Below are 26,269 nucleotides of genomic sequence, written 5' to 3' on the forward strand. Positions count from 1 at the left end.
GGTGCCTTTCCCATTCGCTTTTCCACTGCGAAGGAGGTGACTTTGCAACTCATCTCGAAACGTATTTCCTCAAGGGGGAAGTCAAATCATGAATTTTTTAAAATCTTACCTATACAAATACTGGCGAACGGCTTCTGTCGCGTTGCTGTTTCTGACGTTCGAGGCACTGTGCGATCTGATGCAGCCGACGATCATGTCGAAGATCATCGACGTCGGCGTGGCCAACCGGGATCTCGGCTATGTGTTTCGCATGGGCGGGCTGATGCTGCTGATCACCGCGCTCGGGGCAGCGGCCGCTTCGATTCGAAATGTGGCTGCCAGCCATGTGTCGCAAAACTTCGGACGGGAGCTGCGCGGCGATCTTTATAAAAAAATCTTGTCGCTCTCCGCTCGCAATCTGGACCGGTTCGACCAAGCGTCGCTGATCACGCGGCTGACCAACGATGTGTCGCAGGTGCAGATGTTTGTGAACGGGATGATGCGCATCTTCGTCAAAGCGCCGCTCCTGTGCATCGGCGGCCTGATCATGGCGACCCGGCTCAACCCGGAGCTCGCGGTGGTGCTGGCGGTTGCGGTGCCGGTCGTCGGCGTGCTGATCGTGATCAATATGAAGGTGGGATTTCCCTATTTCAAACGGGTGCAAAAGGCGCTCGACCGGGTCAACGGCGTGATGCGGGAGTATCTGTCCGGGGTGCGGGTGGTCAAGGCGTTCAACCGCTTTGACTATGAAGTGGCGAAGTTCAGCGGGGCGAATGAAGAATTTCAAGAACGCTCCGTCGCGGCTGCGCGGGTGATCGCGGTGTTCTCGCCGATCATCATGCTCACGCTCAATCTTGGTATCGTCGCCGTGCTGTGGCTCGGGGGCATCCGGGTCAACGAAGGTGAGATGCAGGTCGGGCATATCATCGCGTTTACGAACTACATGACGCAGATCTTGTTCTCGCTGATGCTGATCTCGATGGTGTTCAATATGTTCGTGCGGGCGCGGGCATCGGCCGGGCGGATCGGCGAGGTGTTTGCCGAGGAGAACGAGATGACATGGAAGGAAGAAAGGGCTGACAGTCTGGCTGGGAAGAAGGGAAGGGTCGATTTTGAAGGCGTGTCGTTTCAGTATGACGGCGAGCCTGTTTTGAAGGGAATTACGTTCTCCTGCCTGCCGGGGGAGATGGTCGGCATCATCGGTTCGACCGGCTCGGGGAAGAGTTCGCTGGTCGGGTTGCTGCCGCGTTTTTATGATGCAAATGAGGGCACGATCAAAATCGACGGCGAGGACGTGCGCACGGTCGACCCGAAGCGGCTGCGCGAGAAGATCGCCATCGTGCCGCAAAAGATGACGCTGTTCACCGGCACCATTTTGGAGAACATCAAATGGGGCAACGAGACGGCGACGCAAGCGGAGATCGAGCAGGCGGCCCGGATGTCGGAGGCGCATGAGTTTATCGCCAAGACGCCGGACGGCTACGACACGCGGCTCGGTCAAGGCGGTGTCAATCTGTCCGGCGGGCAAAAGCAGCGCGTCTCCATCGCCCGCGCCCTCGTGCGCAAACCGGAGATCCTCATCCTCGACGACAGCACCAGCGCCGTCGACGTGGCAACTGAGGCCAAGATCAAAGCGTCGCTGAAAGGGTACGCCAAAGGGCTGACCTGCCTCTTGATCGCGCAACGGATCACGTCGGTGATCGATGCGGACAAGATCGCGGTGCTCGATCACGGCGAACTGGTCGGACTCGGCACACATGAAGAACTGTTCACGTCCTGTGAGGTCTATCAGCAGATCTACCAGTCGCAGATCGGGAAGGAGGTGCTCTAGCATGGCGAAAGAAAAAGACCGTTCACCCTCGCCGATGATCGGAGTCGCGCCGAGACCGGGATTTGGCGGTCCGGGACGCGGGGCTCCGGTGGTGAAGGCGAAGAATTTTAAAGCGACGCTGAAGCGGCTGTGGCAGTACTTTGGAAGCGAGCGGAAGATGCTGGCGGTGATTTTCTCGTTTCTTTTACTTGACGCGGCGTTGATGTTGTTCGCCCCGTATCTGCTCGGGCGGTCCATTGATGCGATGACGGCGGAAAACGGCGGCGTGGACTGGGGTCTGCTGGAGATCACGGTGCTCCTCTTGCTGGCCGCCTATCTGGCGGACGGGGTGCTGACGTTTTTGCAGGGTTGGCTGATGGCGGGGGTGTCGCAGCGGATCGTGAAACGTCTGCGCGCGGCTCTGTTTGCCAAATTGCAAAAACTGCCGGTCGCGTTTTTTGACACGTGGACGCACGGTGAACTGATGAGCCGGCTGTCGAACGACATCGACAACGTGAGCACGACGATCTCCCAGTCGACGACGCAGTTGATGTCCGGGTTGATCGTGCTGGTCGGGACGCTGGTGATGATGCTGGTGCTCAGCCCGATCTTGACGGTGGCGAGTTTGATCACGATCCCGCTGGTGTTTTGGCTGACGCGGACGATTGCCAAGAAGACGAGGGTGTTATTTCGCAATCAGTCGGTCCAACTGGGCAAATTGAACGGTCACATCGAAGAGACGATCACGGGGCTGACGGTGGTCAAAGCGTTTAATCGGGAGGACAAGGTAATCGAGGAGTTCGACCGGGTGAATGAGGAACTGAGCGCGGTCGGGCTGAAGGCGCAGATCCTTTCCGGGTTTTTGATGCCGATCTTGAACGTGATCAACAACCTCGGCTTTACGGTTGTCGCCGTCGTCGGCGGGGTATTGGCGGTGAAAGGGCTGGCGACAGTCGGGGTCATCGCGGCGTTTCTCAGCTACTCGCGGCAGTTTGTACGGCCGTTGAATGACTTGGCCAACGTGTTCAACGTGTTGCAGTCGGGCGTGGCCGGAGCGGAGCGCGTGTTTGAAGTCCTCGATGAAGAGGAGGAGCCGGAGGATCGTCCGGGGGCGATGGAGCTGAAAGATCCGAAGGGGCACGTGGTGTTTGAAAACGTCAGCTTTGGCTACCGGCCGGATGTGCCGATCTTGACAGATGTCGACTTTGAATCGGTCGCGGGCACTTCGACGGCGCTGGTCGGGCCGACGGGGGCAGGGAAGACGACGGTGGTCAATCTGCTGACGAGATTTTACGATGTGACGGGCGGCACGATCTATCTGGACGGACGGGATATCCGGGACTATACGCGGGACAGTTTGCGCCGGAGCTTTGGCATCGTGTTGCAGGATACGTACCTGTTTTCGGGGACGATCAAGGAGAACATCAAGTACGGCCGGCCGGACGCGACCGACCGGGACGTGGAGGAAGCGGCGGCGATGGCGAACGCGGATGTGTTTATCAATCGTCTGCCGAAGCAATACGACACGCAGCTCACCGAGAACGGGAGCAATCTCTCGCAAGGCCAACGGCAACTGCTCGCCATCGCCCGCGTGATGCTGGCGAAACCGGCGCTTTTGATCCTCGATGAAGCGACGAGCTCGATCGACACCCGGACGGAACTGCACATCCAGGCGGCGTTGCTTGAGATGCTGAAAGGGCGCACGAGCTTTATCATCGCGCACCGGCTGAATACGATCCGGGATGCGGATCGGATCATAGTCGTCGATCAAGGGCGCATCGCGGAGCAGGGCAGCCATGAGGAATTGATCGAGAAGCAGGGCAGGTATCACAGCATGTTTGTGAACCAGTTCCAGAATCTTGAGGGAGCAGATGAAAACGAAACGAGTCGCCGCCTTTTATAAGGGCGCGGCTTTTTTTGTTTAGGAGTTGTGACCGATCGGAGCCGGGCGACATATTATTTTCCCGTGGGAAACACTTTTGCCTTCACTCAAAATAGAAAAAGGGAGTGCTTGAAAAGATGTTCGATTGGTTGCGAAATGGGAAGTATGCGGCGTTGCTTCTGACGTTGGTGCGGCTGTATGTCGGCTGGACGTTTCTGAGCGCGGGTCTGAAAAAGTTGACCGGCCCGAAGCCGTTTGATGCCACCGGATTTTTGCAGGGAGCGATCGAGAAAGCGGGCGGGGAGAAGCCGATCGTGCAGGGCTGGTACGGGGATTTTTTGCAGAACGTGGCGTTGGCGAATGTGGAGGTGTTCAACGTGCTGGTGCCGTGGGGGGAACTCCTGGCCGGGATCGGGTTGATCCTTGGAACGCTGACGACGTTCTCCGCTCTGATGTGCCTGCTGATGAATTTCTCGTTTCTGCTCGCCGGGACGATCAGCAAGAATCCAAACCTGATCCTGTTGGGCTTCTTCCTGCTGGCAGCCGGGGCAAACGCAGGTCGCTTCGGCGGCGACCGTTGGGTGTTGCCGTGGCTTCGTCAGCGGTCGCGCGCGGTGCTCGGACGTCGGCAAGAATGAAAAAAAGGACCTCGTCGCAGAACGTGTGCGGCGAGGTCTTTGTGTGCGTTACAACTGCTGACGGAGCAAGAACAGGTAGGTGTCGAGCGAGTGGTAGCTCAAGATGCTCTTTTTGATCTCCGGGAAGTCGAGCGAGTTGACTTCGATGCCGGTGTTGACTTGGTCGTAGCCCATGATGTGCAGCGGGGACTTCGGCACGACGTCCGGCTGGTTGTAGATGCGGAAGCTGTTCGGCACCAGAGTGTTGAACGTGGCGACAAACGTCTCATCACCCGTCATCGGAGCGGCAAACGTGTACAGCTCGCAGGCGAGGTGCGGCTGCGTGGCGGCGATCCAGGCACCCGTCAGATTGGCAATCGCGCCGCCGAGCGAGTGGCCGGTGACGGTGATGCAGGTCGAAGCGGGGAGCGATTGGACGTACGACTCCAAAGTCCGGGTCTCGGTCTCGCCCGGTTTGATGACGTTGGCTGAGCGGAACATCCGCGTGAAGCCCAGTTCGGTGCGGCCGCCGTTTTGGATGTCGGTGAAGTCGGTATGCTCCGCTTCAAAGTCGGCCAGCCAATCCATGACGCCTTCGGTGCCGCGGTAGACGATGCCGATCTGCGTCGGGTCGGCTGCCGATTGGACAACGAAGCCCATGAACTGGATCTGGGAGAAGAAACCGGCGACCGGATCGCACTGGATGTTCGCCAGCACGGTCCAGCCGTCCGGCAGGTCTGTCGGCACGGCCGGGTTGGTGTTTTGGGTGTCGGCACTGTAGGTGCTGTACGCGCTTTTGACAAGCTCGCCCCACGCGATGGCGGTCGAGACGGAATAGGTGATGGTGCTCATGAGCACTCTCCTCATAGATGAAGGTGGATTACACCTCCAGTATAGAGGATTTATTTAACCGCGCCCAGTCCTTTCATCTCCACGTCGAGCGTGAGATGGACATCCGCATCTGCGAACGCGTCAGGCCAATGATCCTGTACCTTTTTCCAATGCGAATACTCGAATGCCCGGGCATGAAGACCAAAGCCGACCGGGTCGACATGGTGGTCTTGCAATTTTTTTACGAGGGCTCTCGCATCATGCAGGAGTTGGGCTTGGACCATCTTGGTGATCTCGTCTACTTGTTTCTCGGCATTCATTGTGAACGTGCGCTCCAACAAGCTGGCCGAGATCTTCATCTGGATGTCAAAGCGAAACTTGCCGCGAACGAACGACGTTTTCACTTTCTGTTTGGAGCGCAGGTCGATGCTGACCTGTCCCTTGCCTGCCACCGGGATCGTGTAGGGCACCGAAGCGGATTCGACGTTCTCTTGCAGCGCTTGCAACAGGACGCTCTCTTTGCGGTCGAGCGAGACGATGTAGGTGGCTTTGTTGTTGAGCAGGGCGGTGCCGGTGACGATGATCTCATTTTTGCTTTTTTTGAGCTGTGTGATCGCGGGTGTGATGCCTTCTTCGAAGTACTGGTAATGAAATTGTTTGATTTCGGTGCGTGCGATGCTGCGTTTGTCGTAGGCGTTGTCGACCAGATCGGAGAGATAAACAGACAGATGGGTCTTGTCACGCGGCATGAAACTCATGATCTCTTCGATGCTGTCGTCAACGGCGATCACCCGCGCATTGGTGGCGTTTTTGGCATCACGAAATACGACGTCGATCAACGGCATCACATCTTTCTCCTGCAAGAGCCGTTTGCCGAGCAACAGGACCTGCAGTTTGCTGCCTGTGACCGATCCCCGGCTCATCGCGTTCAAGTTTTCCCGAGCGGCGCGCACAGAGGGGGCCTTCGTCGAGGAGGTGATGCTTTTTTCTTTGAGCGCCGTGGAGAAGAGGACTTGGTTGTCGATGACGAGCAGTTGGTCCTTATCCGTCCGATCGATGGCGATGCCGAGCACGATGTTGGTGCGCTCGAGATAATTTTGCTTGCCGCACGCCGTCAAAGGGAGCAACAGCAGGAACGAGAGAGCGGCCGGAAGCCATTTTTTCATGGAAAGCGCCTCCTCTTGAACCATTGAAACACGGCGATATAACCCCACAGACAGACGGGAAAGGCATAGGCGAAAAAGATTCCATACTTGCCCCATGCCGTCAGCAGTCGATCCAGGGAGGTATAGGAGGGGTTGTAGAAAAAAGCGATGAGCAGGAAGATCCCGGTGTACCAGCGCAAGTGGACGCGGTGGTCTTGTTTGCCCATCAGTTGGCTCGTCCCGAACACGGCGGTGAAGAGATAGGGGATGACCGTCATCGACAGCACGAGGAAATAGAACGAGAGAAACACGATCTCAAATCGCTCAATAAACGGCAGTTCGATGCGTTTGAGCAGGATCAGAGTCGGCCAGAAATACTCTGTGACTTCGGTGGGGCTGAAAAAGATGCTGGCCAGAATCTCGATCAGCAGATAGACCGCCAAGGAGATCGAATTGGCGATGATGATGCCTTTGTAGGCGGCTTTTTTGTTTTGCAGAAACGGGTAGAGGATGAAGGCCATTTCAAAGCCGAGAAAGGGCAGCACGGTCAGTTTGACGGCGCTCACGATCGGGACCCACCCGTCTTTGGCGATAGGCAGGAGGTTGAGCCAGTGGCTCTCTTTTAAGGAAAACAGCAACAAAGGATACATCCACACGGTGCCCAAGTAGACAAATTCCGCATAGCGTCCGAGCACGCGCAAACCGTTGCGGGTGACCGTATAGACCGGGATCATGAACAGGACGATCAGCAGAAAAGCGGACGAGTCCGGCACGATCCACATCCGTTCGATGAAGACAGAAGACAGGATGGCGAGCCCGGCGGCGATGGCGCAGTAGAGGATAAAGATCAGGGAAAGTCCGTTGCCGATCCATTTGCCGAAATAGCGGGGCAGAAGGTCGTACAACGTGTCCTCCGGGTGTTTGCTCATGATGAGAATGATCAGGCAACTGGCGGCGAGAGCGATCACATAGCCGAAGAGGATCGAGATCCAGGCATCTGTTCCCGCCGCCTCCCCGAGCGTGCGCGGCATGGTCAAGATGCCGACCCCGATCTGCGTTTTGTAGATGAAAAAGATGAACTGTTTGGTGGTGATTTCGTTGTAGGCGTATTTCTTCACTTGTCATCACCTCGGTTTTTTGCGGACGGTGATTGTCTGGTCGATTGCACCGGGTGCGCCGATTGGGGACGGTTGAGCATTTTTTGCAAGGGAATGCGGATAAACGTGTCTTTCCAGTCGCCAAAGCGGGCCGGTGCGAGGGGCGAACTGTAGGGCAAGCCCAGCGTCTCGGCCGCAATCAGGTGACCCACCAGCGTGGTGAGGCCGATGACGATGCCGATCATGCCGAACCAGGCGGACAGCAGCATCATCGGAAAGCGGATCAGGCGAATCGAAGCGGCCATGTTTTGATCCGGCAAGATAAAGGAGGCGATGGCGGTCAGCGAGACGACGATCACCATGATGTTGCTGACGATCCCGGCCTGCACCGCCGCTTGTCCGACTACGATGCCGCCGACGATCCCGACCGTCTGCCCGACGGGAGAGGGCAATCGAATGCCCGCCTCGCGCAACATCTCCAAGGTCAACTCCATCAGCAAGGCCTCCATGAGCGGTGGGAGCGGCACGCGTGCTCTTGACTCACCGATCGACATCAGGAGGCTGATCGGCAGGATCTCGAAGTGGAAGGAGATCGCGGCGATATACAGGGCGGGCAGGAAGATCCCGATCAGCAAGCCGGTGAAGCGCAACAGGCGGACGAAGGAGGCGACCATCCAGCGCGTGCTGTAGTCGTCCAAAGCTTGGAGAAACGAGACGAATACCATCGGGCCGATCAGCACACCCGGCGAGTTGTCGACGACGAGCGCTGCCCGGCCTTGGAGCAGGTGGGAGACGGCCACGTCGGGGCGTTCGGTGACTTTGTATTGAGGGAACGGCGAATAGGGGTTGTCCTCGATGAGTTGTTCCAGTTCGCCGGTGTTGATCACAGCGTCGATGTCGATCTTTTCGATGCGTCCTTGCATCTCCCGAATCACTTCCGGGTGGGTCACGTCTTCGAGGTAGAGCAGGTAGACGCGGGTCTGGCTGCGGCGACCGACGGTCAGTTGTTTGATCTTCAGGTTGCGATTGGCGATGTAGCGGCGGACCATCGCGATGTTTTGGCTGGCCGTCTCGGTGAAGCCTTGGTGCGCTCCTTTGAGGGTGGACTCCACCTGTGGCTCTTCGATGGCCCGCTGCGGCCAGCCGGCTGTGTCGAACAGCACGGCATGCGGCTGGCCCTCGAGGAACAAGGCGCTTTTTCCTTGAAAGAGCCCTGCTTCGACATCGGACCACCGGGATGCGGAAGTGGTCTTGCCGCCGTTTGGCACCGCGTTGCGCGGGGGAGTCTTTGCGTTCCCTTCATAGATCAGGGGGTGCAGGATGTGGTCGTTGATCGACAGTTTGTCGACCAGCCCTTCCAAGTACACGAGGACGCCGTGCTGACCGGTCTTCAGCGGCACAGGATGAATGATCAGGTCCGGGGTGTGCGTGAACAGGGATCGCAGGTGTTCGATATTTTCAACCAGTTTGTCGGTGATCTGCTTCGGTTCCATGACGCCAAGCCTCCGGTGGTTCTGTTTTCCTTTTTGGTTACACTTCCCTACTCGTCTGAGAGGTATCCACTGGTGTCATGAATGGAGGTTCAATGTTAATATAGATGGGAAGCATGACTTACTATTCCGAAGAGGAGGAGAAATGGAAAACATGGAAATGTTGCAAAGCATCGTCGGTGTCAGCAATGATATTCTCTGGTCCTATATTTTGATCGGCGTGCTCGTCCTCGTTGGCCTGTACTTCACGTTCCGCACGAAGTTTGTCCAATTTCGCATGGTGGGTGAGATGGTTCGACTGCTCGGTGACGGGGTCGGTGACTCGGTCAAGCAGAAGAAAGGGATCTCGTCGTTTGGCGCGTTCTGTATCTCCACCGCGTCGCGGGTCGGCACCGGTAACCTCGCCGGGGTGACGATCGCGATCGTGACGGGGGGACCCGGCGCGGTCTTCTGGATGTGGCTGATCGCATTGATCGGCTCGGCGTCTGCGTTTGTGGAAGCGACGCTGGCTCAGATTTACAAGATCAAGGACGGCGACGGGTATCGCGGCGGCCCGGCGTATTATATGGAAAAGGGTCTTGGCCAGCGGTGGATGGGGATCTTGTTCGCCGTGCTGATTACGCTGTGCTTCGGCCTCGTGTTCAACGCGGTGCAAGCGAACACGATCTCGGTGTCGCTCAATGCGGCGTACGGATTTGACCGCAACCTGATCGGTCTGGTGTTGGCGGCGATCAGTGCGTACATCATCTTTGGCGGCGTCAAGCGCATCGCCAAGACGTCGGAATGGATGGTGCCGATCATGGCGGGCGGCTATGTGCTGATCGCGCTGTATGTGGTGATCGTCAACATCACCGAGCTGCCGGGCGTGCTGGCGCTGATCTTCAAGAGCGCGTTTGGCATCGAGCAGGTGGCGGGCGGCGCGATGGGCGCTGCGATCATGGCGGGGATCAAGCGCGGTCTGTTCTCCAACGAAGCGGGCATGGGCAGCGCCCCGAACGCAGCGGCGACGGCCGAGGTGTCCCACCCGGCCAAGCAGGGTCTGATTCAGGCGCTCGGCGTGTTTGTCGACACGCTGATCGTCTGCTCGGCAACGGCGTTTATCGTGCTGCTGTCCGGCCAGTACGGCGCGTCCGATCTGACCGGCATCGAGCTGTTGCAGTCGGCGCTCTCCTCGCAGCTCGGGGCATGGGCGACCCACTTTGTGGCGGTGGCCGTGTTCCTGTTTGCATTCTCGTCCGTTGTGGGCAACTACTACTACGGCGAGACGAACATCGAGTTTATCAACTCGCACAAGGCGTGGGTGCTGGCGTTCCGCCTCGCGGTCGTCGGCATGGTGTTCTTCGGCTCGGTGGCAAAAGTGTCGCTGGTCTGGGATCTCGCCGACCTGTTCATGGCGCTGATGGCGCTGGTGAACCTGATCGCGATCTTCCTGCTCGGCAAGGTGGCATTTGCAGCGCTGAAGGATTATCAGGAGCAAAAGAAGCAAGGCAAAGACCCGGTCTACCGGGCAGCCGGCACGGAATGCTGGGAAGAAAAATAGGCAAGGGAAAACGAAGAGTGCAAATAAGAAAAGACCGCAGAGATCTGCGGTCTTTTTTTGATGCACTAGCCTCGGGACGGGAACTCGCCTTGGAGGCAGATGATGTAGTTCATCGCAAGGTACGGCTGCATGTTGTTGTGCGGCTGAGAGCCGCCTGCGACGTTGAGTGCGACCGGGGACATCGGGGTGTCTGGGGTGGGGTTGAAGAGGGGGATTTGCGTTTCCAGGCCCGGGAGACCTTCCGCGACGGACTGTGACCAGTAGCTGCCGGTCGGGTCAACGGTGGTCCCTTGGACGTTGATCGCTTGCGGCGCATGATTGTGCCCCGGCATCTCCGTGGTGAGCAGCGTGACGGTTGAGGAGCCGACTTTCTCGCCCACGGTGCGCGGGGTCAGGCCTTGGCCGCTCCCTTGGCCCATCGGAGCGTTGCCCATCAGGTTCGGCAGGGCGAAGGTGGTTTTGCCGTCGCCGCCGTACTGGACGCCGAGGATGGAAAAGAGCGCCGTGTTTTGCGAGATCGACATCAGCTGACCGTTGCACAGCGCCCAGCCTTTCGGTGCGAAGTTTCCTGCGAAAACGCGGATCTCGCCGATATATGCGTCTGCCATTGTGTTTTCTCCCTCCTTTTTAGTTCCGCGACGGGTAGATGCCTTGAATCGCGATGGCGAAGTTCGTCGCGAGATAAGGCTGCATGTTGTTGTGAGGCTGGCTGCCCCCTACTGTACCGAGTGCGCCGGCGTTCATCTGGATGAGCGTTGCAGCCGGATTGTAGAGGGAGACTTGGCTATTATCTTCATTCACTGCAACCGCCCACGTGTTGTTGACCGGTTCCAGAGCGGTGGCGTTGGCGGAAGATGCAGATACCTGATGGGTGTGCTGAGGCATTTCATTAGTGGTCAGGGTATGAGCGGCCTCGCCTTGCGAGGTGCCGAGCGGGATGTTGGATGCCACGTGGATCGGCACGCGGCCGCGCAGATCCGGAAGCGCGAAGGTGGTGGTTCCGTTTCCGCCGTATACGGTGCCAAGCAAGGAGAAGAGGGCTTGGTTTTGATTGATCTGGAGAATCTGACCTTCACAAAACATCCAGCCGCGCGGTGCATAGTTGTTTGCAAACATGCGAATTTCACCCAAGAACGGTTCTGACATGCTGATTCCTCCTATTCGTTTAGGGCTGAGGCGGGAAAACGCCGTAGAGCGAGATGATGAATGAGATCGTCAGCGACGGCATCATGTTGTCGTGAGGCTGACTGCCGCCTACCGTGGAGATGGAAGCGGGGTTCATCGCGGTCGGGGTGCCGGTGGTGGCAAACGTCGAGCGGGGGCCGGATGCCCAGACAGCATTGTTGGGGCTTATTGCTGTGGCCGTTGCATTGACAGTATTTACGGTGTGCGTGTGAGCGGGCATTTGGGTAGCTGTGAGCGTCACCGTTTCGGTGCCGCTTTTTGAAGCTCTCGGATAGGCGGTGCTCGGGTGGACCGGGACACGGCCTTGCAGATCCGGCAGGGCGAACGTGGTCTGTCCGTCGCCGCCGTAGGTGGTGCCGAGAAGTGCGAAGAGCGCTTCATTTTCGGCGATGGAGAGGATCTGGCCGTTGCAGAGCGCCCAGCCTTGCGGGGCGAAGTTGCCCGCGAACATGCGGATCTCGCCCAGATACGATTCACTCATTCTGATCACCTCTTGTAGAGTTTTGATGCTGCCATTCCAAAAAGTCGTACAGTTCATTGCCTCCAGTCTGTGTGAAGCCAAGGCGCGCGTACAGACGGCGGGCCGGGTTGGTCTTCAGGACGGAGAGGCGCAGCGGTTTGCCAAGTTCGGCCGCTTCACGCTGCAAATCTTGTAAGAGCGCAGTACCGATGCCTTTTCCCCGGTGCTCAGGCAGCAAGGTGAGATCGACGAGGATCACAGCTTGTCCGGAGCGCGAGATCAGGATGCGGCCTGCGCGGAGATGGTGATGGATCAGGATGCGATGATCTGCGTCCGGATATTGCGCGGCATAGGATTGCTGTTGGGCGGTCCATTGCATCTGCAGAAACGCTCGCTGTGTCGTCTCGTCCCAGCCCCAAGCACGCATTTCGTCTGCCCGGGTGCTGGCGTAGAGCTCGAACAGGAAGGGAGCGTCGCTGGGTGAGATTGGCATTGTGTCCAATGGAGCACCTCGCTTATGATAGGAAAGTATCAGAATCCTGCAATGCCACTTAAGCATATCACACCGAAGAACTTCAATCATATAGAACTGTCCATATCTTAACTTATTTAAAAATCATTCTAATGGGTAGTGTGTTTTAAGGTGTTAGTGATCTATAATGGTAGCGTAGGGGGAGGGAGGAATGGAATGAAAGGAAAGTCACGATCTTTTACTCGTTTTTTGAGCATGATGCTGGTGTTTTTGCTCCTGTTCGCATCGAGCGGTGCCGGACAATGGGCAGAGGTCGCGAGGGCGGCCGATGAACCCTGGGTGAACAAAGATGCCGGCACGACAGGCGGTTTCAACAAGGTGGCTCATCACAATGGGAACTGGATTGCGGTGGGCAACACCGGTTTGCTCCGCAAGTCGGGCGATGGGGAGACATGGTCGCCGTCCGGCAGTTATGCGACCTCGTTTTTTGGTGTGACGCATGGGCTGGGCTACTGGGTGATCGTTGGCTCTGGAGGTGTGCTGTACACCTCGGATAACAACGGTGATTCTTGGGTAGCGAGAACCAGCGGTGTCGCCGCAAATCTGAGGTCGGTCGCAGCCAACTCCACCACGCTCGTGACAGTAGGGGATGGCGGTAATATCGTCTACTCTTTGGATGGGCAAAACTGGACACCGGCAACCGGTTCACCGTTTGGCACCACACTGAGGGGAGTCACCTATGGCGGAGGACAGTTTGTCGCGGTGGGTGACAGCGGGAAGATCTACACGTCCACGGACGGTATCGCGTGGTCGCCGCAGACTTCCCCGACCACTCAGACTCTGCTTGAGGTCGCATATGCGGACGGCAAGTATATCGTGGTCGGCCTGAATGGCATGCTCCTTTATTCGGAGAATGGCACAGCTTGGGAGCAACAGACCGTTCCTTCCGGTGCGACGACGTTGTACGGTGTCACCTATGGACAAGGGAAATTTACGGTGGTTGGATTATCGGGTACGGTCATCCATTCGGCTGATGGCAAGCTGTGGGAGGCAGAGGCGTCAGGCATCGCGACTCATCTCACCCACATCGCCTTTGGCACCAACAAGTACGTGGCGGTCGGGGTTTCGGGCAAAGTGTATGTGAGGAACGCCGCCATGTCGACCAATGCCAACCTGAGCTCTCTCACGCTCAGCGCAGGCACGCTGTCGCCGCTGTTCTCCTCCAGTGTCGAGATCTACACGGCCAACGTGGCGAACGGCGTCACTTTCGTCGACGTCACGCCGACGGTGGAAGATGCAAACGCGACGGTGGAGGTGCAAGGGGCGTCGGTCACTAGCGGCACAGCTTCGACAGTGCCGCTGAGTGTTGGAAACAATGAGATCACGATCCTCGTGACTGCGCAAAGCGGCGCGACGAAGACGTACAAGGTGACGGTCAACCGCGCCTTGTCCGGCAACAACAATCTGAGCAATCTCACACTGAGCACCGGTTCACTGACACCAGGATTTGCGTCGGGCACGACGAGCTACACGCAAAACGTGCCGTACGCGGTGACCAGCGTCAATGTCACGCCGACTGTGGCGGACACGACGGCGACTGTGACGGTGAACGGGGCGGCTGTCGACAGCGGTTCGGCGGCGACTGTATCGCCGCTCGATCAGGGCGAGAACACGATCACCGTGACGGTGAAAGCGCAAAACAACGCGACAAAGACATACACCGTCAAAGTGACGCGAGGTGCTCCGTCGGCCAACGCCGATCTGAGCGGTTTGACGTTGAGCGCAGGTTCGCTTTCTCCAAGTTTTGATCCTGCGGAGATCGGCTATGACGCCAGCGTGGTCAACGGCGTGACCAGCGTCGACGTCACACCGGTGACGTCGGACAGCACGGCGACGATCACCGTAAAGGGGACTTCGGTCGCCAGCGGCAACTCGGTGAACGTACCATTGACCGTCGGAGCGAATCCGATCCCGGTCCTCGTGATGGCGGAAAACGGCACGACGAAAACCTACACCGTTACTGTGCATCGCGCGATGTCGAGCAACACGCAGCTCGCAGGTCTCACATTGAGCACAGGATCGCTGTCCCCGTCCTTCACGGGAGGGGTCAGGAGCTACAACGCCACCGTCGCAAACGGTGTGACGAGCGTCGATGTTACGCCCGACTACGCGGAGAGCACGCAATCGGTGAAAATCAACGGAACTCCTGTCAGCGACGGCGCTTCCAAGACGATCACGCCGCTCGCAGTCGGTCCGAACACCGTCACGGTCGTGGTGACGGCGGAGAACGGCGATTCCGACCAATATGAGATTACCGTGACCCGCGAAAAGTCGGACAATGCCGACTTGAGCGCTCTTTCTGTCTCGAATGGTCCGCTGAATCCGGGGTTTGATCCCGATACGTTGAGCTACGACGCGGCCGATGTGGCCAATGAAGTGACCAGCGTATCGATTACGCCGACTGTGGCGGACGACCAAGCAACGGTAACGGTTGATGGAACTCTGGTCGCTAGCGGCACGGCCCGCGCGGTCTCGCTGGGCACCGGTTTGAACGCGATTCCGGTCGTGGTGACGGCGGAGAACGGGTCGACGAAGACGTATATCATCAACGTGACCCGCGCCAAGTCGGCCAATAACGATCTGACCGACCTGACGATCAGCGAAGGCAGCCTCAATCCGTTATTTGCAACCGGTCAACAGGATTACACCGTTGAAGTGGGCAATGAAGTGACCTCTCTCGATGTCACGCCGACTTTGGCAGACACGACGGCGTCTGTGACGGTCAACGGCTCACCGGTCGCCAGCGGCAGTTCGAAGACGGTGACGTCTCTGGTTGTCGGAGAAAACACGATCACCGTCGCGGTGCGGGCGGAGAACGGGGCGACCAAGAATTATGTGATCGTTGTGACCCGTCTGAAATCGAGCAATGCCGATCTGAGCAACCTGACGATCAGCAAAGGTACGCTGACACCGGGGTTTGATGCGAGCATCGAGCAGTACACGGCGGAGGTCGGCAACGAAGTGACCTCCCTCGATGTCACACCGACCGCAGCGGACAGCACCGCGACGATCACCGTTGATGGGTCGCCGGTCGCCAGCGGAGCGTCGACGACGATCTCCTCGCTCCCGGTAGGCACGACAACGATCACCATCGCGGTGGAAGCGGAGGACGGCACGCCGAACGTGTATGAGATCAAAGTCACCCGCTTGCCGTCGAGCAACGCCAACCTGATCAGCTTGACGGTCAGCAAGGGATCGCTGACACCGACGTTCGATTCGTCTGAAGTGAACTACACGGTGGAAGTTGCGAACGATGTGACCGCTCTCGATGTCACGCCCACCGTGGCAGACAGCACCGCGACAGTCACTGTCAACGGCGATCCGGTCGTAAGCGGCACCGGCAAGACGATCTCTTCGCTGGCGGTGGGCACGCCTAAAACCATTACCGTCACAGTGAAGGCGCAAGACGGCACGGAGAAAGAGTACGAGATCATCGTGACCCGCTTGCCGTCGAGCAACGCTGATCTGAGCAATTTGACGATCAGTGAGGGCACATTGGCGCCTGTCTTCGCGTCCAGCAGTCAAAACTATACGGCAGAAGTCGGGAACGAAGTGACCAGCTTGACGGTCACTCCGACTGTGGCGGACAGCACGGCGACGGTCTCCGTCAATGGCGTTGCAATCGTCAGCGGCACTGGCAAGGCTGTTGCGCTGAGCACAGGCCCGAACACGATCACCGTCGCAGTGGAAGCGGAAGACGGCACGCCCAAAGAGTACGAGATCATCGTCACTCGTGCGAAGTCGGACAACGCAAACCTGAGCAACTTGATGGTCAGCGCGGGCACGTTGACGCCAGGTTTCTCTGCCGGTGAAAAGGCCTACACCGTGGAGGTCGGCAACGAAGTGACCAGTCTGACGGTCACACCGACAGCAGCTGAGAGCATGGCCGAGATCACTGTCAATGGCGTTGAAGTCGTCAGCGGCACCGGCAAGGCGGTCTCGCCGCTGGCAGTCGGCCCGAACACGATCACCATCGCAGTGACGGCAGAAGACGGCACGCCGAACTCGTATGTGATCACTGTGAATCGCGCAGAGTCGAGCAACGCCGACCTCAGCAATCTGACGGTCAGCGAGGGATCGCTGACACCAGCGTTTGCTTCCGGTGAAGTGAATTACACGGTGGAAGTCGCGAACGATGTGACCTCTCTTGATGTCACACCGACCGTGGCGGACAGCACCGCTTCTGTAAACGTCAACGGCGATCCGGTCGTGAGCGGTAACGCGAAGACGATCTCGTCGCTCGCCGTGGGCGAGAACACGATCACCATCGCGGTGGAAGCGGAAGACGGTACGCCAAAAGTCTACGAGATCATCGTGACACGCCTGCAATCGGGCAACAACAACCTGAGCAACTTGACGGTCAGCGCGGGTACGCTCGACCCGGTGTTCGCACCGGGCGAGATCAGCTACTCGGTCAGCGTCGGCAATGAAGTGACCAGCCTCGACCTCACGCCGACAGTCGACGATCTCACCGCATCGGTGAAGGTAGCCGGCGCGGACGTCGTCAGCGGCAATGCGCATACGGTCGCGCTGCATGTCGGCGCGAACCCGATCCAAGTGACGGTCACCGCAGAAAACGGGTCGACGAAGACGTACACTGTCACCGTCACCCGCGCTGCTTCGAGCAACAACAATTTGAGCAACGTGACGATCAGCCAAGGCACGTTGACCCCGGTGTTCTCCTCTGAGACCACCGACTACACGGCCGACGTGACCGCCTCGGTGAACAGCCTTGAGCTCACGCCGACTGTGGCAGACGGAACGGCAACCGTGAAGGTGAACGGCAAGGCGGTGACCAGCGGCAACGCGATCAAGGTGGTCCTGAAACCTGGTTCCAACACGATCACGGTGCTCGTGACCGCAGAGAACGGCTCGACGAAAACGTACACCTTGGTCGTCACCCGTCCGAGCGGCGGTGGCGGTGGCGGTGGCGGCGGGACTCCGTCTGACATCATCGACGGCGTGATTCGTGTGGTGAACGAAAACGGTCAGCCGCTCAACGAAAACGTCACCAAACTCCTCGGCTCCAACGTGCCGCTGACCGCCGCGATCTATGCGGCGGACGGCAAGACCCTGTTGCAAGCAGGGATCGACGTCGAAGCGAACGGGACTTTCAAAATGAAGCGCGTGACATCAGGCACGTACAAGATGTTCTTGTACCCGCTTGCACCAAACGGTGAAAAGCTGGCAGGAGCGGAAGGCACGCTGACGGTGCAAGAGTCCGCGTCTTCGTTGCAGATCGAAATGATCAATCCGTTCGGCACCGTTCGCGACTCGGTCACGAACGAAGCGGTGGACGGGGTAAAAGTCAGCCTGTACTGGGCGGACACCGAGCAAAACCGCAGCAAAGGCAGAACGCCGGGCACACTGGTGTCCCTGCCGCAACTGCCGGAGATGATGCCGGGGCAAAACGTCAACGGACAACTGTCCTCCCTCGAGGGGGAGTACGGGTTCCTGATGTTCCCGGAAGGCGCGTACTACCTCATCGCGGAGAGATCCGGCTATGAGACGTACGACAGCCGACTCGACCCGGAGACTGGCATCCTCTTGGTGGACCGCATCGCGGTGACGACAGACTTTAAGATGAAGGCGCTGGAAACCCGCGAACACCTGCCGTATATCCTCGGCTATGCGGACGGCACATTCCAGCCGAACAAAGGCATCACCCGCGCAGAACTGGCGACGATCTTGACTCGCTTGTTTGCAAACGGCGAGGTCGGTGCGCAGACCGCATCGTTCGGCGATGTGAACCACTCGCACTGGGCGGCGAAGTCGATTGCCTTCGTCCACGGCAAGAACGTGATGGTGGGCTATCCGGACGGCAATTTCTATCCGAACCGCGTGGTGACGCGCGCCGAGATGGCGATGGTGCTGGCGAAACTGAAGCAACTGCCGAACGCGGCAGGGACTTCCGCTTTCACAGACCTTGGCGATCATTGGGCGAAAGACGCGATCCTCAAAGCGGAAAAGGCCGGGCTGCTGAACGGCTTCCCGGACGGCACGTTCCGTCCAAACGCCGAACTGACCCGGGCGCAGACGGTCGTGATCCTGAACAAACTGCTGGAGCGTCATCCGCGGTCTGTGGAAGGTTCGCCAAAATGGTCCGATGTCGCGCCTGATTACTGGGCGTACAAAGACATCATGGAAGCGTCCGTTCGCCACAAGTATCATTTGGTGGACGGCGTGGAAGTGTGGATCAAGTAAAGCAAGCGTTCCTAACAAACGAGAGGAGCTCCCAAACCGGGGGCTCCTCTCGTTTTGTAAGGGTTATTACTTTAAATAAGAAAGCGACTTTCTATAATACTTGACATAGAGCAAAAGCGAAGCGGGAACCTTTAATGGATGTGAAGTGTCTCGAAGAGAGGGGTACCAACTATGGACAGCAAATTCCAACCGTTATTTGAGCCGTTTGCCCTGCGCAGCGGCGTGGAAGTGAAAAATCGCGTCGTCATGGCGCCGATGACCAATTTCTCGTCCAACCCGGACGGCACCGTCACCGATGCGGAAGTGGAATACTATCAGCGCCGCTCCGGCGGGGTCGGCCTGGTGATCACCGCCTGTGCGTATGTGACGCCAAACGGGAAAGGATTTCACGGCGAGTTTGGCGCGGATTCGGATGAGATGATCCCGAGCCTGCGCCGACTGGCGAGTGCGATCCAAGAAAAAGGGGCCAAGGCGGTGCTGCAGGTCTTCCACGGCGGCCGTTCTTGCCCGCCGGAGTTGGTGCCGGGCGGTGAGGTCGTCAGTGCCAGCGCGGTGCCGGAGGAGAAGGAAGGCGCTCCGACGCCGCGAGCGTTGCAGGAGGAAGAGATCACGCATATCATCCGCGCGTTCGGGGAGTCGGCCCGTCTCGCGATCTTGGCCGGGTATGACGGCATCGAGATCCACGGGGCGAACGGCTACCTGATCCACCAGTTCTTTTCGCCGCATGCCAACCGCCGCGAAGACAGTTGGGGCGGTTCGCTGGAAAAGCGGATGAAGTTCCCGCTGGCTGTGGTGGATGAGGTGCAGCGCGTCGTCGCGGAACATGCCAAGGAGCCGTTTGTCGTCGGGTACCGCTTTTCGCCGGAAGAGCCGGAGACGCCGGGGTTCACGATGGGCGATACGCTGGAGCTGATCGACAAGTTGGCCGACAAAAACCTCGACTACCTCCACGTCTCGCTGATGGAATTCTGGTCACAGCCGCGCCGCGGGGTGGAAGACCTGACCCGCCCGCGTATCGAACTGATCACGGAGCGTGTGGCCGGTCGCGTGCCGGTGATCGGCGTCGGTTCGATCCACACGCCCGATGAAGCGGTAAAGGCTCTGCAAGACGTGCCGCTGGTCGCCCTCGGCCGCGAGTTGATCATGGAGCCGGACTGGGTGGAGAAAGTGCAGGCAGGCCGCACCGATGAGATCAAGACTACGCTGACGAAACACGACCAAGAGCGTCTCGTCGTCCCGGACCCGCTGTGGAACGCGATCATGCACGCGCCGGGCTGGTTCCCGGTGGTGGATGCCAACTAAATAACAAACAAAGCCTGCCATCGGGATCGACGGCAGGCTTATTCAATTCTCGTAGACATACAGCTTGCCGTTGTCCGGGGTGTTGAATGTGGGACCGGTAAAGCCGCGTTTGAGCAGTTCTTTGCGCAAGGTCATCATGCAGGCGCCGTGGGAGACGATCAACACATCTTCGCTGCTCTCCTGCAGGATCTCGTCGAGGATGGTGCCGAGCCGCTCTTTGATGTCGGCTTGGTTTTCCAATTGGGATGGATGGTCGATCGCCCAAGCGATGCGCACGAGGATGCCCCAGAGGAGAAAGGGCAACCGGACGTGACGCTTAAAGAACGGATACGCTCTCAGTTCCCGCAGAGCGGTGCTCGTCTTGATCTCCCCGTGATAGATCGTCTTCGCCGTCTGCACGGCGCGTGGCAGGTCGCTGGCATAGCAGCGTTTCCAGTTCACGCCGCCCAGATCGACCGTGCCGATCTCGATGTCGGCTGCGTCGTATTCATCAAACCATTTCAAAAACTCGTCAGGCCCCACCAATCCTTTTGGGAAGCCCATCCGGACTTTAAAATGCCGCACCAGACCCACTTTCATCGTATCACCCGGTTTCTCGTTTTTGGAAAAGTATAACAGGGGTCTTGCCATTGGACAAGGGAACCTGCTATCATAATTTCAAATCACTGGAAGGTCATCTAGGGAGCCGACGTCCTGAGCGGGACGGTTCGAACCGAGCGATGGCAGGCATCCCGAGCGGGATGTCACACCGTAGGGATAAAAGACCTCGGAAAGTTCCATGTGCCTGTCTGGCAGGCGCATCGGGACGGACCGGGGTTTTTCTGTATATTTTAAGGGGGGATTCACATGAGTGAGCAAGAAACACGGCCGTCTTATCCGGAACAGTTCGAATCGGAGCGGCTGATCATCCGCTTCCCGCGGCCTTTGGAGGACGCGGCACAGGTCAATGCCGGCGTGCTGTCGAGTCTCGATGAGCTGATCCCGTGGATGCCGTGGGCGAGACAACCGTACAACTTGGAACAGCAGATCGAAAGTTTGGAAAAGGCGCGGCAGGAGTCGCTGGAGGGGGCCGATTTTCGTTTGTTGCTGTTTGCAAAAGAGACCGGGGAACTGGTCGGCTCCAGCGGTCTGCACCGGATCAACTGGAAGGTGCGCAAATTCGAGATCGGCTACTGGGCGGTCACCGCTCACAGCGGCAAAGGCTACATCACCGAAGCGGTGGAGCGAATCACGCAGTACTGCATCGAGGAGTTGCAAGCCAACCGGGTGGAGATCCGCTGCGACGCGTTGAACGTGAAGAGTGCGGCGGTGCCCAAGCGCCTTGGGTTCAAGCTGGAAGGCGTGCTGCGCAAAGACGATGTCGACCCGAACGGAGATCTGCGGGACACGTTCGTCTTTGCCAAGGTGCGTGGCGAAGAATTTTAAAGGGAAAGATAGGGGAGCCTCGGCAGGGTCGAGGCTCCTTTTTTAGTGGGATAACGTGGGAATACAGTACAGCGAACCCTTGCTAGAAGGGAGCGACAACGACTATCTTTTATATAAGAGGAGAGTGATTTCCAAGATGAGCGATCAAAACAAGCATGCGCACGAAAAAGGCATACATAGAGACTTTGCAAACGACATGACGTACGGCGACTACCTGCAATTGGACAAGGTGCTGTCGGCGCAGCAGCGGCTGTCCGATCATCACGACGAGATGCTGTTCATCATCATCCACCAGACCAGCGAACTGTGGATGAAGCAGATCCTGCATGAGATGGGCGTGGCCAAGCAGTGCATCCTGCAGAACAATCTGGAGCCGGCGTTTAAGATGCTGTCCCGCGTGTCGCGCATCCAGCACCAGTTGATCCAGTCGTGGGATGTGCTGTCGACGCTGACGCCGTCCGAGTATATGGAGTTTCGGGAGAAGCTCGGGCGTTCGTCCGGCTTTCAGTCGTACCAGAACCGCCTGATCGAGTTTACGCTCGGGCACAAAAATGCGCGGGTGCTCACCGTGTACCAGCATCAACCGGAGCTGTATCAGCGACTGGAAGAGACGCTGCATGAGCCGTCTCTTTATGACGCGTCGATCATGGCACTGTCGCTTCGCGGGTTGACGGTGGACCAGGCGGCGCTGGAGCGCGACTGGTCGCTGGAGTATGTCGAGAACAACAGCGTGCGCGAGGCGTGGCTGACCGTGTATCGCGACGTGGAGAAGTATTGGGATCTGTACGAACTGGCGGAGAAATTGGTCGACATCGACTCGCGCCAGCAACAGTGGCGGTACAACCACATGATCACCGTCGAGCGCATCATCGGGCACAAGATGGGCACCGGCGGCTCCTCCGGGGTGGAATATTTGAAGAAAGCACTCGAAGGCCGCTTCTTCCCGGAACTGTGGAGTTTGCGCACGTCTTTATAAACGAGAGACCCGTTTCGCCAGAAAGAGTGGCGGACGGGTTTTTTCGTGATTTCGGGATTGACGGGATTTCAAATCGTTGTTATAGTACGACTGTCGAACTATTTCACGGTCGAACTGTTTGATTGTACAACTACCGCCCGGAGAGGAGGGTATGTATGCATACATCTATGCTCAAAGAGCTGATTGATCGCTATGAATCGGCTACTTTTACTGTCAATCGCATCATGAACGCCAAAATCCGCGATCAGTTGCCGGAGAGCATCACGCTGGATCAACTGGGCATCCTCCGGTATGTTCGGGACCGCGGAGTGTGCACGCCGTCGGAACTGGCCGATTTTTTTTGCGTGGGGAAAAGTTCGATCACTGCGATTGTGAAGCGGCTCGCGGATAAAGAATTTATCAAGCGTCTGGCCGATGAACAGGACCGCCGCGTGACGTATCTGGCGTTGACAAAGAGCGGCGAGCAACTCGTCTTGGAGGTCAATGACAAGATCGAGGGGATGCTGACCGCTTTTATGAAACATTTTGAAGATCAAGAGGTGCGCACGTTTATCGGCACGTATGAAAAACTGGCGCAGATCTTGGTTGAGGCAGAAGGGGGGAGATCCAAGTCATGAAGACAGTGATCAAAATGCGCTGGCTGATCCTGATCCTGTGGCTTTGCGCAGCGGTGGGACTGTTCCTCGCCGCACCGAACATGGAAGAGCTGGTGCGCGACAAAGGGCAGATCTCCGTGCCGGACGGGTATTCCTCGTCGACGGCTGCGAAGATGGTCAAGGAGATGAAAGGCGACGCGAGCGGTTCGTCCAATGAGCAGTCGGCCGTGCTCGTCTTTCATAATGAGAAAGGCATCAACGCGAGCGATCTCGAGGAGATCAAACGCGGCGTGGGTCAACTGAAAGACGGGGAAGCGAAATACGGGATCACCGAGGTGATCACCCATTTGGACACCAAAGATCTGGAAGAGCAGATGGTGGCCAAAGACGGCAAGACGGTGCTGGTGCTGGTCTCGGCTTCGATGGAGGGCCGCACCCCGGCAGAAGCGCGCGATGCGCTGTATGAGGCGCTGGAAGGCGTGTCGGTGGAGCACTACTACACCGGCGACTGGCTGATCGGGGAAGACGTGATTCAGAGCTCGCAGGAAGGGCTGAAGAAGACGGAGTACATCACCGTGATCTTCATCCTCGCGATCCTGTTTATCGTGTTCCGTTCGGCGGTGGCGCCGTTTATTCCGCTGCTGACGGTCGGCCTCTCGTATCTGGTGGCACAGTCGGTGGTCGGATTTTTGGTCGAGTGGGTCAACTTCCCGCTGTCGAACTTTACGCAGATCTTTATGGTCGCCATCATGTTCGGGATCGGGACCGACTATTGCATTCTGCTGATCTCCCGCTTTAAAGAGGAGTTGGCACAGAGCGAGGACCGGACGGCGGCGATCTTGAACACGTACCGCACGGCGGGCAAGACGGTGTTCTTCTCCGGCCTGGCGGTGCTGGTCGGATTTGCGTCGATCGGGCTGTCGACGTTCTCGCTGTACCGCTCGGCTGTAGCGGTCGGCGTGGGCGTGGCGGTGCTGTTGATCGCGCTGGTGACGTTGGTGCCGTTCTTTATGGCGACGATGGGCAAAGCGATCTTTTGGCCTTCGAAAGGCACGCTGGAGCACAAGCCGAGCCGCCTGTGGGGCGCGGTCGGGAACTTTTCGCTGAAGCGTCCGGTGTGGGCGCTGGTGATCCTTGCGGTGGTCTTGGTGCCGTTCCTCGCCGCGTATCAAGGGGCGACGTCGTACAACTCGCTGGAAGAGATCGGCGACAAATACAACTCGGTCAAAGCGTTCAACGTGATCACCGAGTCGTTTGGCCCTGGCGACTCGATGCCGTCGAAGATCGTGGTCAAAGTCGATCAGCCGCTCGACACGCCGGAGGGCATGGCGGCTGTGGAGCGCGTGACGCGCGAACTGGATGAGGTCGACGGCGTGAAGACGGTGCGCAGCGCGACCCGTCCGAGCGGCGACCCGCTGGAAGATCTGCAAGTCGCCGAGCAAGTGAAGCAACTGGGCGACGGACTCGATCAGGGCGGCGACGCGCTGGGACAGATCAATCAAGGTCTGACCGATGCGAGCACCGCGCTGAAAGACAACCAGCCCAAACTGAACGAAGCGGTGCAAGGCGCAGGCCAACTGGTGGCCGGCACCAACGAACTGAAAAACGGTGTGGTGCAGCTCGGCGACGGGCTGAAGCAGATCGAAAAAGGGCTCGTCGACGGTTCGATGGGCGCAGAACAGATCTCGGCCGGCCTGAAGCAAGCGAAAGAGAGCGCCGACCGGTTGAAAGCCGGTTCGGATGCGTTGCTCGCCAACTACCAGGCGATGCATGGCGGTTTTGGAGAGATGGCGAAAGGCTATGCGTCGATCCAGCAAAACGTCAGCGGCCTGACCGCCGGGATCGCCGGTGTGGGTCAAGGGCTCGACGGGCTGGCACAGAAATACCCGGAGCTGATCAACGACCAAGATTTTAAAAATCTTCGCAGTTCGGTCACCGGTCTGGAATCGGGTGCGAAAGGGCTCGGCGACGGGCTCGCGCAGTTGAATCAGCAATTGGGCGGTGCTCTCGATGGGTTTAAGCAAGTCAATGACGGCTACGCGCAAGCCATCGAAGGGCAAAAAGCGCTGTCGGCAGGTCTTGGGGAACTGTCCAGTGCCCTTGTCGGTCTGCAAGCGGGTCTCGACCAGCTGGCGGGCGGTCAAAGCCAAATCGTCTCGAAAGTTCCGGCTGTCACGGGGGGCTTTGACCAGATCGCCAACGGGCAGAAGGAACTGCAAAAAGGGTATGCGGACATGAACGGGCAACTGGGTCAGTTGACCGACGGTCTGACCCAGAGTGCCGACGGTCTGGCGCAAGTGACCGACGGTCTGGAAGAGGCAAACGGCTATCTGTCCGATCTGTCGGCCGGACCGGATAAGCAGCTCACCGGCTGGTATCTGCCGCAAGAGGCGCTGGACAACGAAGACTTCCAAAAGGCGCTCGACGCGTACATGTCGGAGGACCGCAAGATCGCTTCGTTTGACGTGGTCTTTGCGGGCAACCCGTATGAGATCGACACGCTCGAACGCATGGACGATCTGACTGCCGCCGTCGAACGCGCGCTGAAAGATACTGACTACGCAGGTGCGGCCTTTGCGGTGGAAGGCGTCTCGTCGATCAACAACGATCTGCGCAACATCTCGGCGGAAGACTACTCCCGCACGGTGATGCTGATGCTGATCGGCATCGGGCTGATCTTAGTCCTGATGTTCCGCTCGATCGTGATGCCGATCTACATCATCCTGTCGCTGCTGATCACCTACTACTCGTCGCTGGCGATCGCGGAAGTGATCTTCGTCCGCATCCTCGGCTATACGGGTATCTCGTGGGCTGTTCCGTTCTTCGGGTTTGTCATGCTGATGGCGCTCGGGGTCGACTACTCGATCTTCCTGATGGACCGCTTCAAGGAATATCGCCATCTGCCGCCGCGTGAAGGCATCCTGCTGGCGATGAAAAACATGGGCAGCGTGATCATCTCGGCTGCGGTCATCCTTGGCGGCACGTTCGCCGCGATGCTGCCGTCCGGCGTGATGTCGCTGTTGCAGATCGCGACGATCTTGCTCTGCGGTCTCTTCCTCTACGCGCTGCTGATGCTGCCCTTGTTCATCCCCGTCATGGTGCGGACGTTTGACAAGGCCAACTGGTGGCCGTTCATGGGCGAACCGAAACGCAAGGAAGAAGCGAAACCTGCTGCCAAGACGGTGGAAGCATAACGTG

19 protein-coding genes are annotated in these 26,269 nt (G+C 58.3%); 10 read left to right on the forward strand and 9 right to left on the reverse strand.

Annotation, left to right across the window (positions count from 1 at the left end; genetic code table 11):
* Positions 1–88 precede the first annotated feature (88 nt).
* The 3 genes from OS242_RS18115 (at position 89) to OS242_RS18125 (ending at position 4,309) form a co-directional block, all read left to right on the forward strand.
* Positions 89–1,810 (forward strand): ABC transporter ATP-binding protein, encoded by a 1,722-nt coding sequence (locus OS242_RS18115; RefSeq protein WP_267153110.1) that lies wholly within the window; start codon positions 89–91, stop codon positions 1,808–1,810.
* Position 1,811: 1 nt separating this feature from the next.
* A complete protein-coding gene (locus tag OS242_RS18120) occupies positions 1,812–3,692 on the forward strand; it encodes an ABC transporter ATP-binding protein (RefSeq protein ID WP_267153111.1) in 1,881 nt (626 codons plus the stop codon).
* 116 nt (positions 3,693–3,808) lie between these two features.
* Positions 3,809–4,309 carry a DoxX family protein gene (locus tag OS242_RS18125; RefSeq protein ID WP_267153112.1) on the forward strand — a complete coding sequence of 167 codons (501 nt, stop codon included), beginning with the start codon at positions 3,809–3,811 and terminating at the stop codon, positions 4,307–4,309.
* A 48-nt stretch (positions 4,310–4,357) separates the two neighbouring features.
* Here the strand turns inward: OS242_RS18125 and OS242_RS18130 are convergent, their stop codons facing one another.
* The 4 genes from OS242_RS18130 to OS242_RS18145 are packed head-to-tail and all read right to left on the reverse strand — an operon-like array spanning position 4,358 to position 8,854.
* Positions 4,358–5,140 carry a lipase family protein gene (locus OS242_RS18130; RefSeq protein WP_267153113.1) on the reverse strand — a complete coding sequence of 261 codons (783 nt, stop codon included), beginning with the start codon at positions 5,138–5,140 and terminating at the stop codon, positions 4,358–4,360.
* A 50-nt stretch (positions 5,141–5,190) separates the two neighbouring features.
* Complete coding sequence (locus tag OS242_RS18135) at positions 5,191–6,285, reverse strand: Ger(x)C family spore germination protein (protein ID WP_267153114.1); 1,095 nt, start codon at positions 6,283–6,285, stop codon at positions 5,191–5,193.
* Positions 6,282–7,382, reverse strand: coding sequence for a GerAB/ArcD/ProY family transporter (locus OS242_RS18140; RefSeq protein ID WP_267153115.1), 1,101 nt, complete (start codon positions 7,380–7,382; stop codon positions 6,282–6,284). The genes OS242_RS18135 and OS242_RS18140 overlap by 4 nt, the downstream gene beginning before the upstream one ends.
* Positions 7,379–8,854 carry a spore germination protein gene (locus tag OS242_RS18145; protein ID WP_267153116.1) on the reverse strand — a complete coding sequence of 492 codons (1,476 nt, stop codon included), beginning with the start codon at positions 8,852–8,854 and terminating at the stop codon, positions 7,379–7,381. Before OS242_RS18145 ends, OS242_RS18140 begins: the two co-directional genes overlap by 4 nt.
* A gap of 151 nt (positions 8,855–9,005) precedes the next feature.
* Here OS242_RS18145 and OS242_RS18150 point away from each other — a divergent pair, with 151 nt between their 5' ends.
* On the forward strand, positions 9,006–10,391 hold the full coding sequence (locus OS242_RS18150; protein WP_267153117.1) for an alanine/glycine:cation symporter family protein: 1,386 nt from the start codon (positions 9,006–9,008) through the stop codon (positions 10,389–10,391).
* Between the two features lie 65 nt (positions 10,392–10,456).
* Here the strand turns inward: OS242_RS18150 and OS242_RS18155 are convergent, their stop codons facing one another.
* Genes OS242_RS18155 through OS242_RS18170 form a run of 4 tightly spaced genes read right to left on the reverse strand, consistent with a single transcriptional unit; the run spans position 10,457 to position 12,529 of the window.
* Positions 10,457–10,999 carry a phage tail protein gene (locus OS242_RS18155; RefSeq protein WP_267153118.1) on the reverse strand — a complete coding sequence of 181 codons (543 nt, stop codon included), beginning with the start codon at positions 10,997–10,999 and terminating at the stop codon, positions 10,457–10,459.
* Positions 11,000–11,018: 19 nt separating this feature from the next.
* Entirely contained in the window at positions 11,019–11,537 is a 519-nt protein-coding gene (locus OS242_RS18160; RefSeq protein ID WP_267153119.1) for a phage tail protein, read from the reverse strand.
* 19 nt (positions 11,538–11,556) lie between these two features.
* Positions 11,557–12,057, reverse strand: coding sequence for a phage tail protein (locus OS242_RS18165; protein WP_267153120.1), 501 nt, complete (start codon positions 12,055–12,057; stop codon positions 11,557–11,559).
* Positions 12,050–12,529 carry a GNAT family N-acetyltransferase gene (locus OS242_RS18170; RefSeq protein WP_267153145.1) on the reverse strand — a complete coding sequence of 160 codons (480 nt, stop codon included), beginning with the start codon at positions 12,527–12,529 and terminating at the stop codon, positions 12,050–12,052. Before OS242_RS18170 ends, OS242_RS18165 begins: the two co-directional genes overlap by 8 nt.
* A 195-nt stretch (positions 12,530–12,724) precedes the next feature.
* On the opposite strand from OS242_RS18170, the gene OS242_RS18175 reads away from it, so the two are divergent.
* Positions 12,725–18,772, forward strand: coding sequence for a cadherin-like beta sandwich domain-containing protein (locus tag OS242_RS18175; RefSeq protein WP_267153121.1), 6,048 nt, complete (start codon positions 12,725–12,727; stop codon positions 18,770–18,772).
* A 171-nt stretch (positions 18,773–18,943) separates the two neighbouring features.
* A complete protein-coding gene (locus OS242_RS18180; RefSeq protein WP_267153122.1) occupies positions 18,944–20,074 on the forward strand; it encodes an NADH-dependent flavin oxidoreductase in 1,131 nt (376 codons plus the stop codon).
* Positions 20,075–20,116: 42 nt separating this feature from the next.
* Here OS242_RS18180 and OS242_RS18185 read toward each other — a convergent pair whose 3' ends face one another.
* Positions 20,117–20,653, reverse strand: coding sequence for a histidine phosphatase family protein (locus tag OS242_RS18185; RefSeq protein ID WP_267153123.1), 537 nt, complete (start codon positions 20,651–20,653; stop codon positions 20,117–20,119).
* A 267-nt stretch (positions 20,654–20,920) separates the two neighbouring features.
* Here OS242_RS18185 and OS242_RS18190 point away from each other — a divergent pair, with 267 nt between their 5' ends.
* From OS242_RS18190 to OS242_RS18205, 4 genes are all read left to right on the forward strand, one after another.
* Entirely contained in the window at positions 20,921–21,499 is a 579-nt protein-coding gene (locus tag OS242_RS18190; protein WP_267153124.1) for a GNAT family N-acetyltransferase, read from the forward strand.
* A 136-nt stretch (positions 21,500–21,635) separates the two neighbouring features.
* Positions 21,636–22,475 (forward strand): tryptophan 2,3-dioxygenase, encoded by an 840-nt coding sequence (gene kynA / locus OS242_RS18195; RefSeq protein WP_267153125.1) that lies wholly within the window; start codon positions 21,636–21,638, stop codon positions 22,473–22,475.
* A 155-nt stretch (positions 22,476–22,630) separates the two neighbouring features.
* Positions 22,631–23,092 (forward strand): MarR family winged helix-turn-helix transcriptional regulator, encoded by a 462-nt coding sequence (locus tag OS242_RS18200; protein ID WP_267153126.1) that lies wholly within the window; start codon positions 22,631–22,633, stop codon positions 23,090–23,092.
* Entirely contained in the window at positions 23,089–26,265 is a 3,177-nt protein-coding gene (locus tag OS242_RS18205; protein WP_267153127.1) for an MMPL family transporter, read from the forward strand. Before OS242_RS18200 ends, OS242_RS18205 begins: the two co-directional genes overlap by 4 nt.
* The last annotated feature ends 4 nt before the right edge of the window (positions 26,266–26,269 follow it).

The organism is Tumebacillus lacus (genome assembly GCF_026410385.1).
GTDB classification, from domain to species: domain Bacteria; phylum Bacillota; class Bacilli; order Tumebacillales; family Tumebacillaceae; genus Tumebacillus; species Tumebacillus lacus.

Excerpts from the sequence above, each read along its gene's own strand:
- OS242_RS18160 (WP_267153119.1), bottom strand. The coding sequence starts at position 11,537 with ATGTCAGAACCGTTCTTGGGTGAAATTCGCATGTTTGCAAACAACTAT.
- OS242_RS18175 (WP_267153121.1), top strand. The coding sequence starts at position 12,725 with ATGAAAGGAAAGTCACGATCTTTTACTCGTTTTTTGAGCATGATGCTG.
- OS242_RS18130 (WP_267153113.1), bottom strand. The coding sequence starts at position 5,140 with ATGAGCACCATCACCTATTCCGTCTCGACCGCCATCGCGTGGGGCGAG.
- OS242_RS18135 (WP_267153114.1), bottom strand. The coding sequence starts at position 6,285 with ATGAAAAAATGGCTTCCGGCCGCTCTCTCGTTCCTGCTGTTGCTCCCT.
- OS242_RS18115 (WP_267153110.1), top strand. The coding sequence starts at position 89 with ATGAATTTTTTAAAATCTTACCTATACAAATACTGGCGAACGGCTTCT.
- OS242_RS18150 (WP_267153117.1), top strand. The coding sequence starts at position 9,006 with ATGGAAATGTTGCAAAGCATCGTCGGTGTCAGCAATGATATTCTCTGG.
- kynA (WP_267153125.1), top strand. The coding sequence starts at position 21,636 with ATGAGCGATCAAAACAAGCATGCGCACGAAAAAGGCATACATAGAGAC.
- OS242_RS18170 (WP_267153145.1), bottom strand. The coding sequence starts at position 12,529 with ATGCCAATCTCACCCAGCGACGCTCCCTTCCTGTTCGAGCTCTACGCC.
- OS242_RS18155 (WP_267153118.1), bottom strand. The coding sequence starts at position 10,999 with ATGGCAGACGCATATATCGGCGAGATCCGCGTTTTCGCAGGAAACTTC.
- OS242_RS18180 (WP_267153122.1), top strand. The coding sequence starts at position 18,944 with ATGGACAGCAAATTCCAACCGTTATTTGAGCCGTTTGCCCTGCGCAGC.
- OS242_RS18200 (WP_267153126.1), top strand. The coding sequence starts at position 22,631 with ATGCATACATCTATGCTCAAAGAGCTGATTGATCGCTATGAATCGGCT.
- OS242_RS18120 (WP_267153111.1), top strand. The coding sequence starts at position 1,812 with ATGGCGAAAGAAAAAGACCGTTCACCCTCGCCGATGATCGGAGTCGCG.
- OS242_RS18205 (WP_267153127.1), top strand. The coding sequence starts at position 23,089 with ATGAAGACAGTGATCAAAATGCGCTGGCTGATCCTGATCCTGTGGCTT.
- OS242_RS18145 (WP_267153116.1), bottom strand. The coding sequence starts at position 8,854 with ATGGAACCGAAGCAGATCACCGACAAACTGGTTGAAAATATCGAACAC.
- OS242_RS18190 (WP_267153124.1), top strand. The coding sequence starts at position 20,921 with ATGAGTGAGCAAGAAACACGGCCGTCTTATCCGGAACAGTTCGAATCG.
- OS242_RS18165 (WP_267153120.1), bottom strand. The coding sequence starts at position 12,057 with ATGAGTGAATCGTATCTGGGCGAGATCCGCATGTTCGCGGGCAACTTC.
- OS242_RS18125 (WP_267153112.1), top strand. The coding sequence starts at position 3,809 with ATGTTCGATTGGTTGCGAAATGGGAAGTATGCGGCGTTGCTTCTGACG.
- OS242_RS18185 (WP_267153123.1), bottom strand. The coding sequence starts at position 20,653 with ATGAAAGTGGGTCTGGTGCGGCATTTTAAAGTCCGGATGGGCTTCCCA.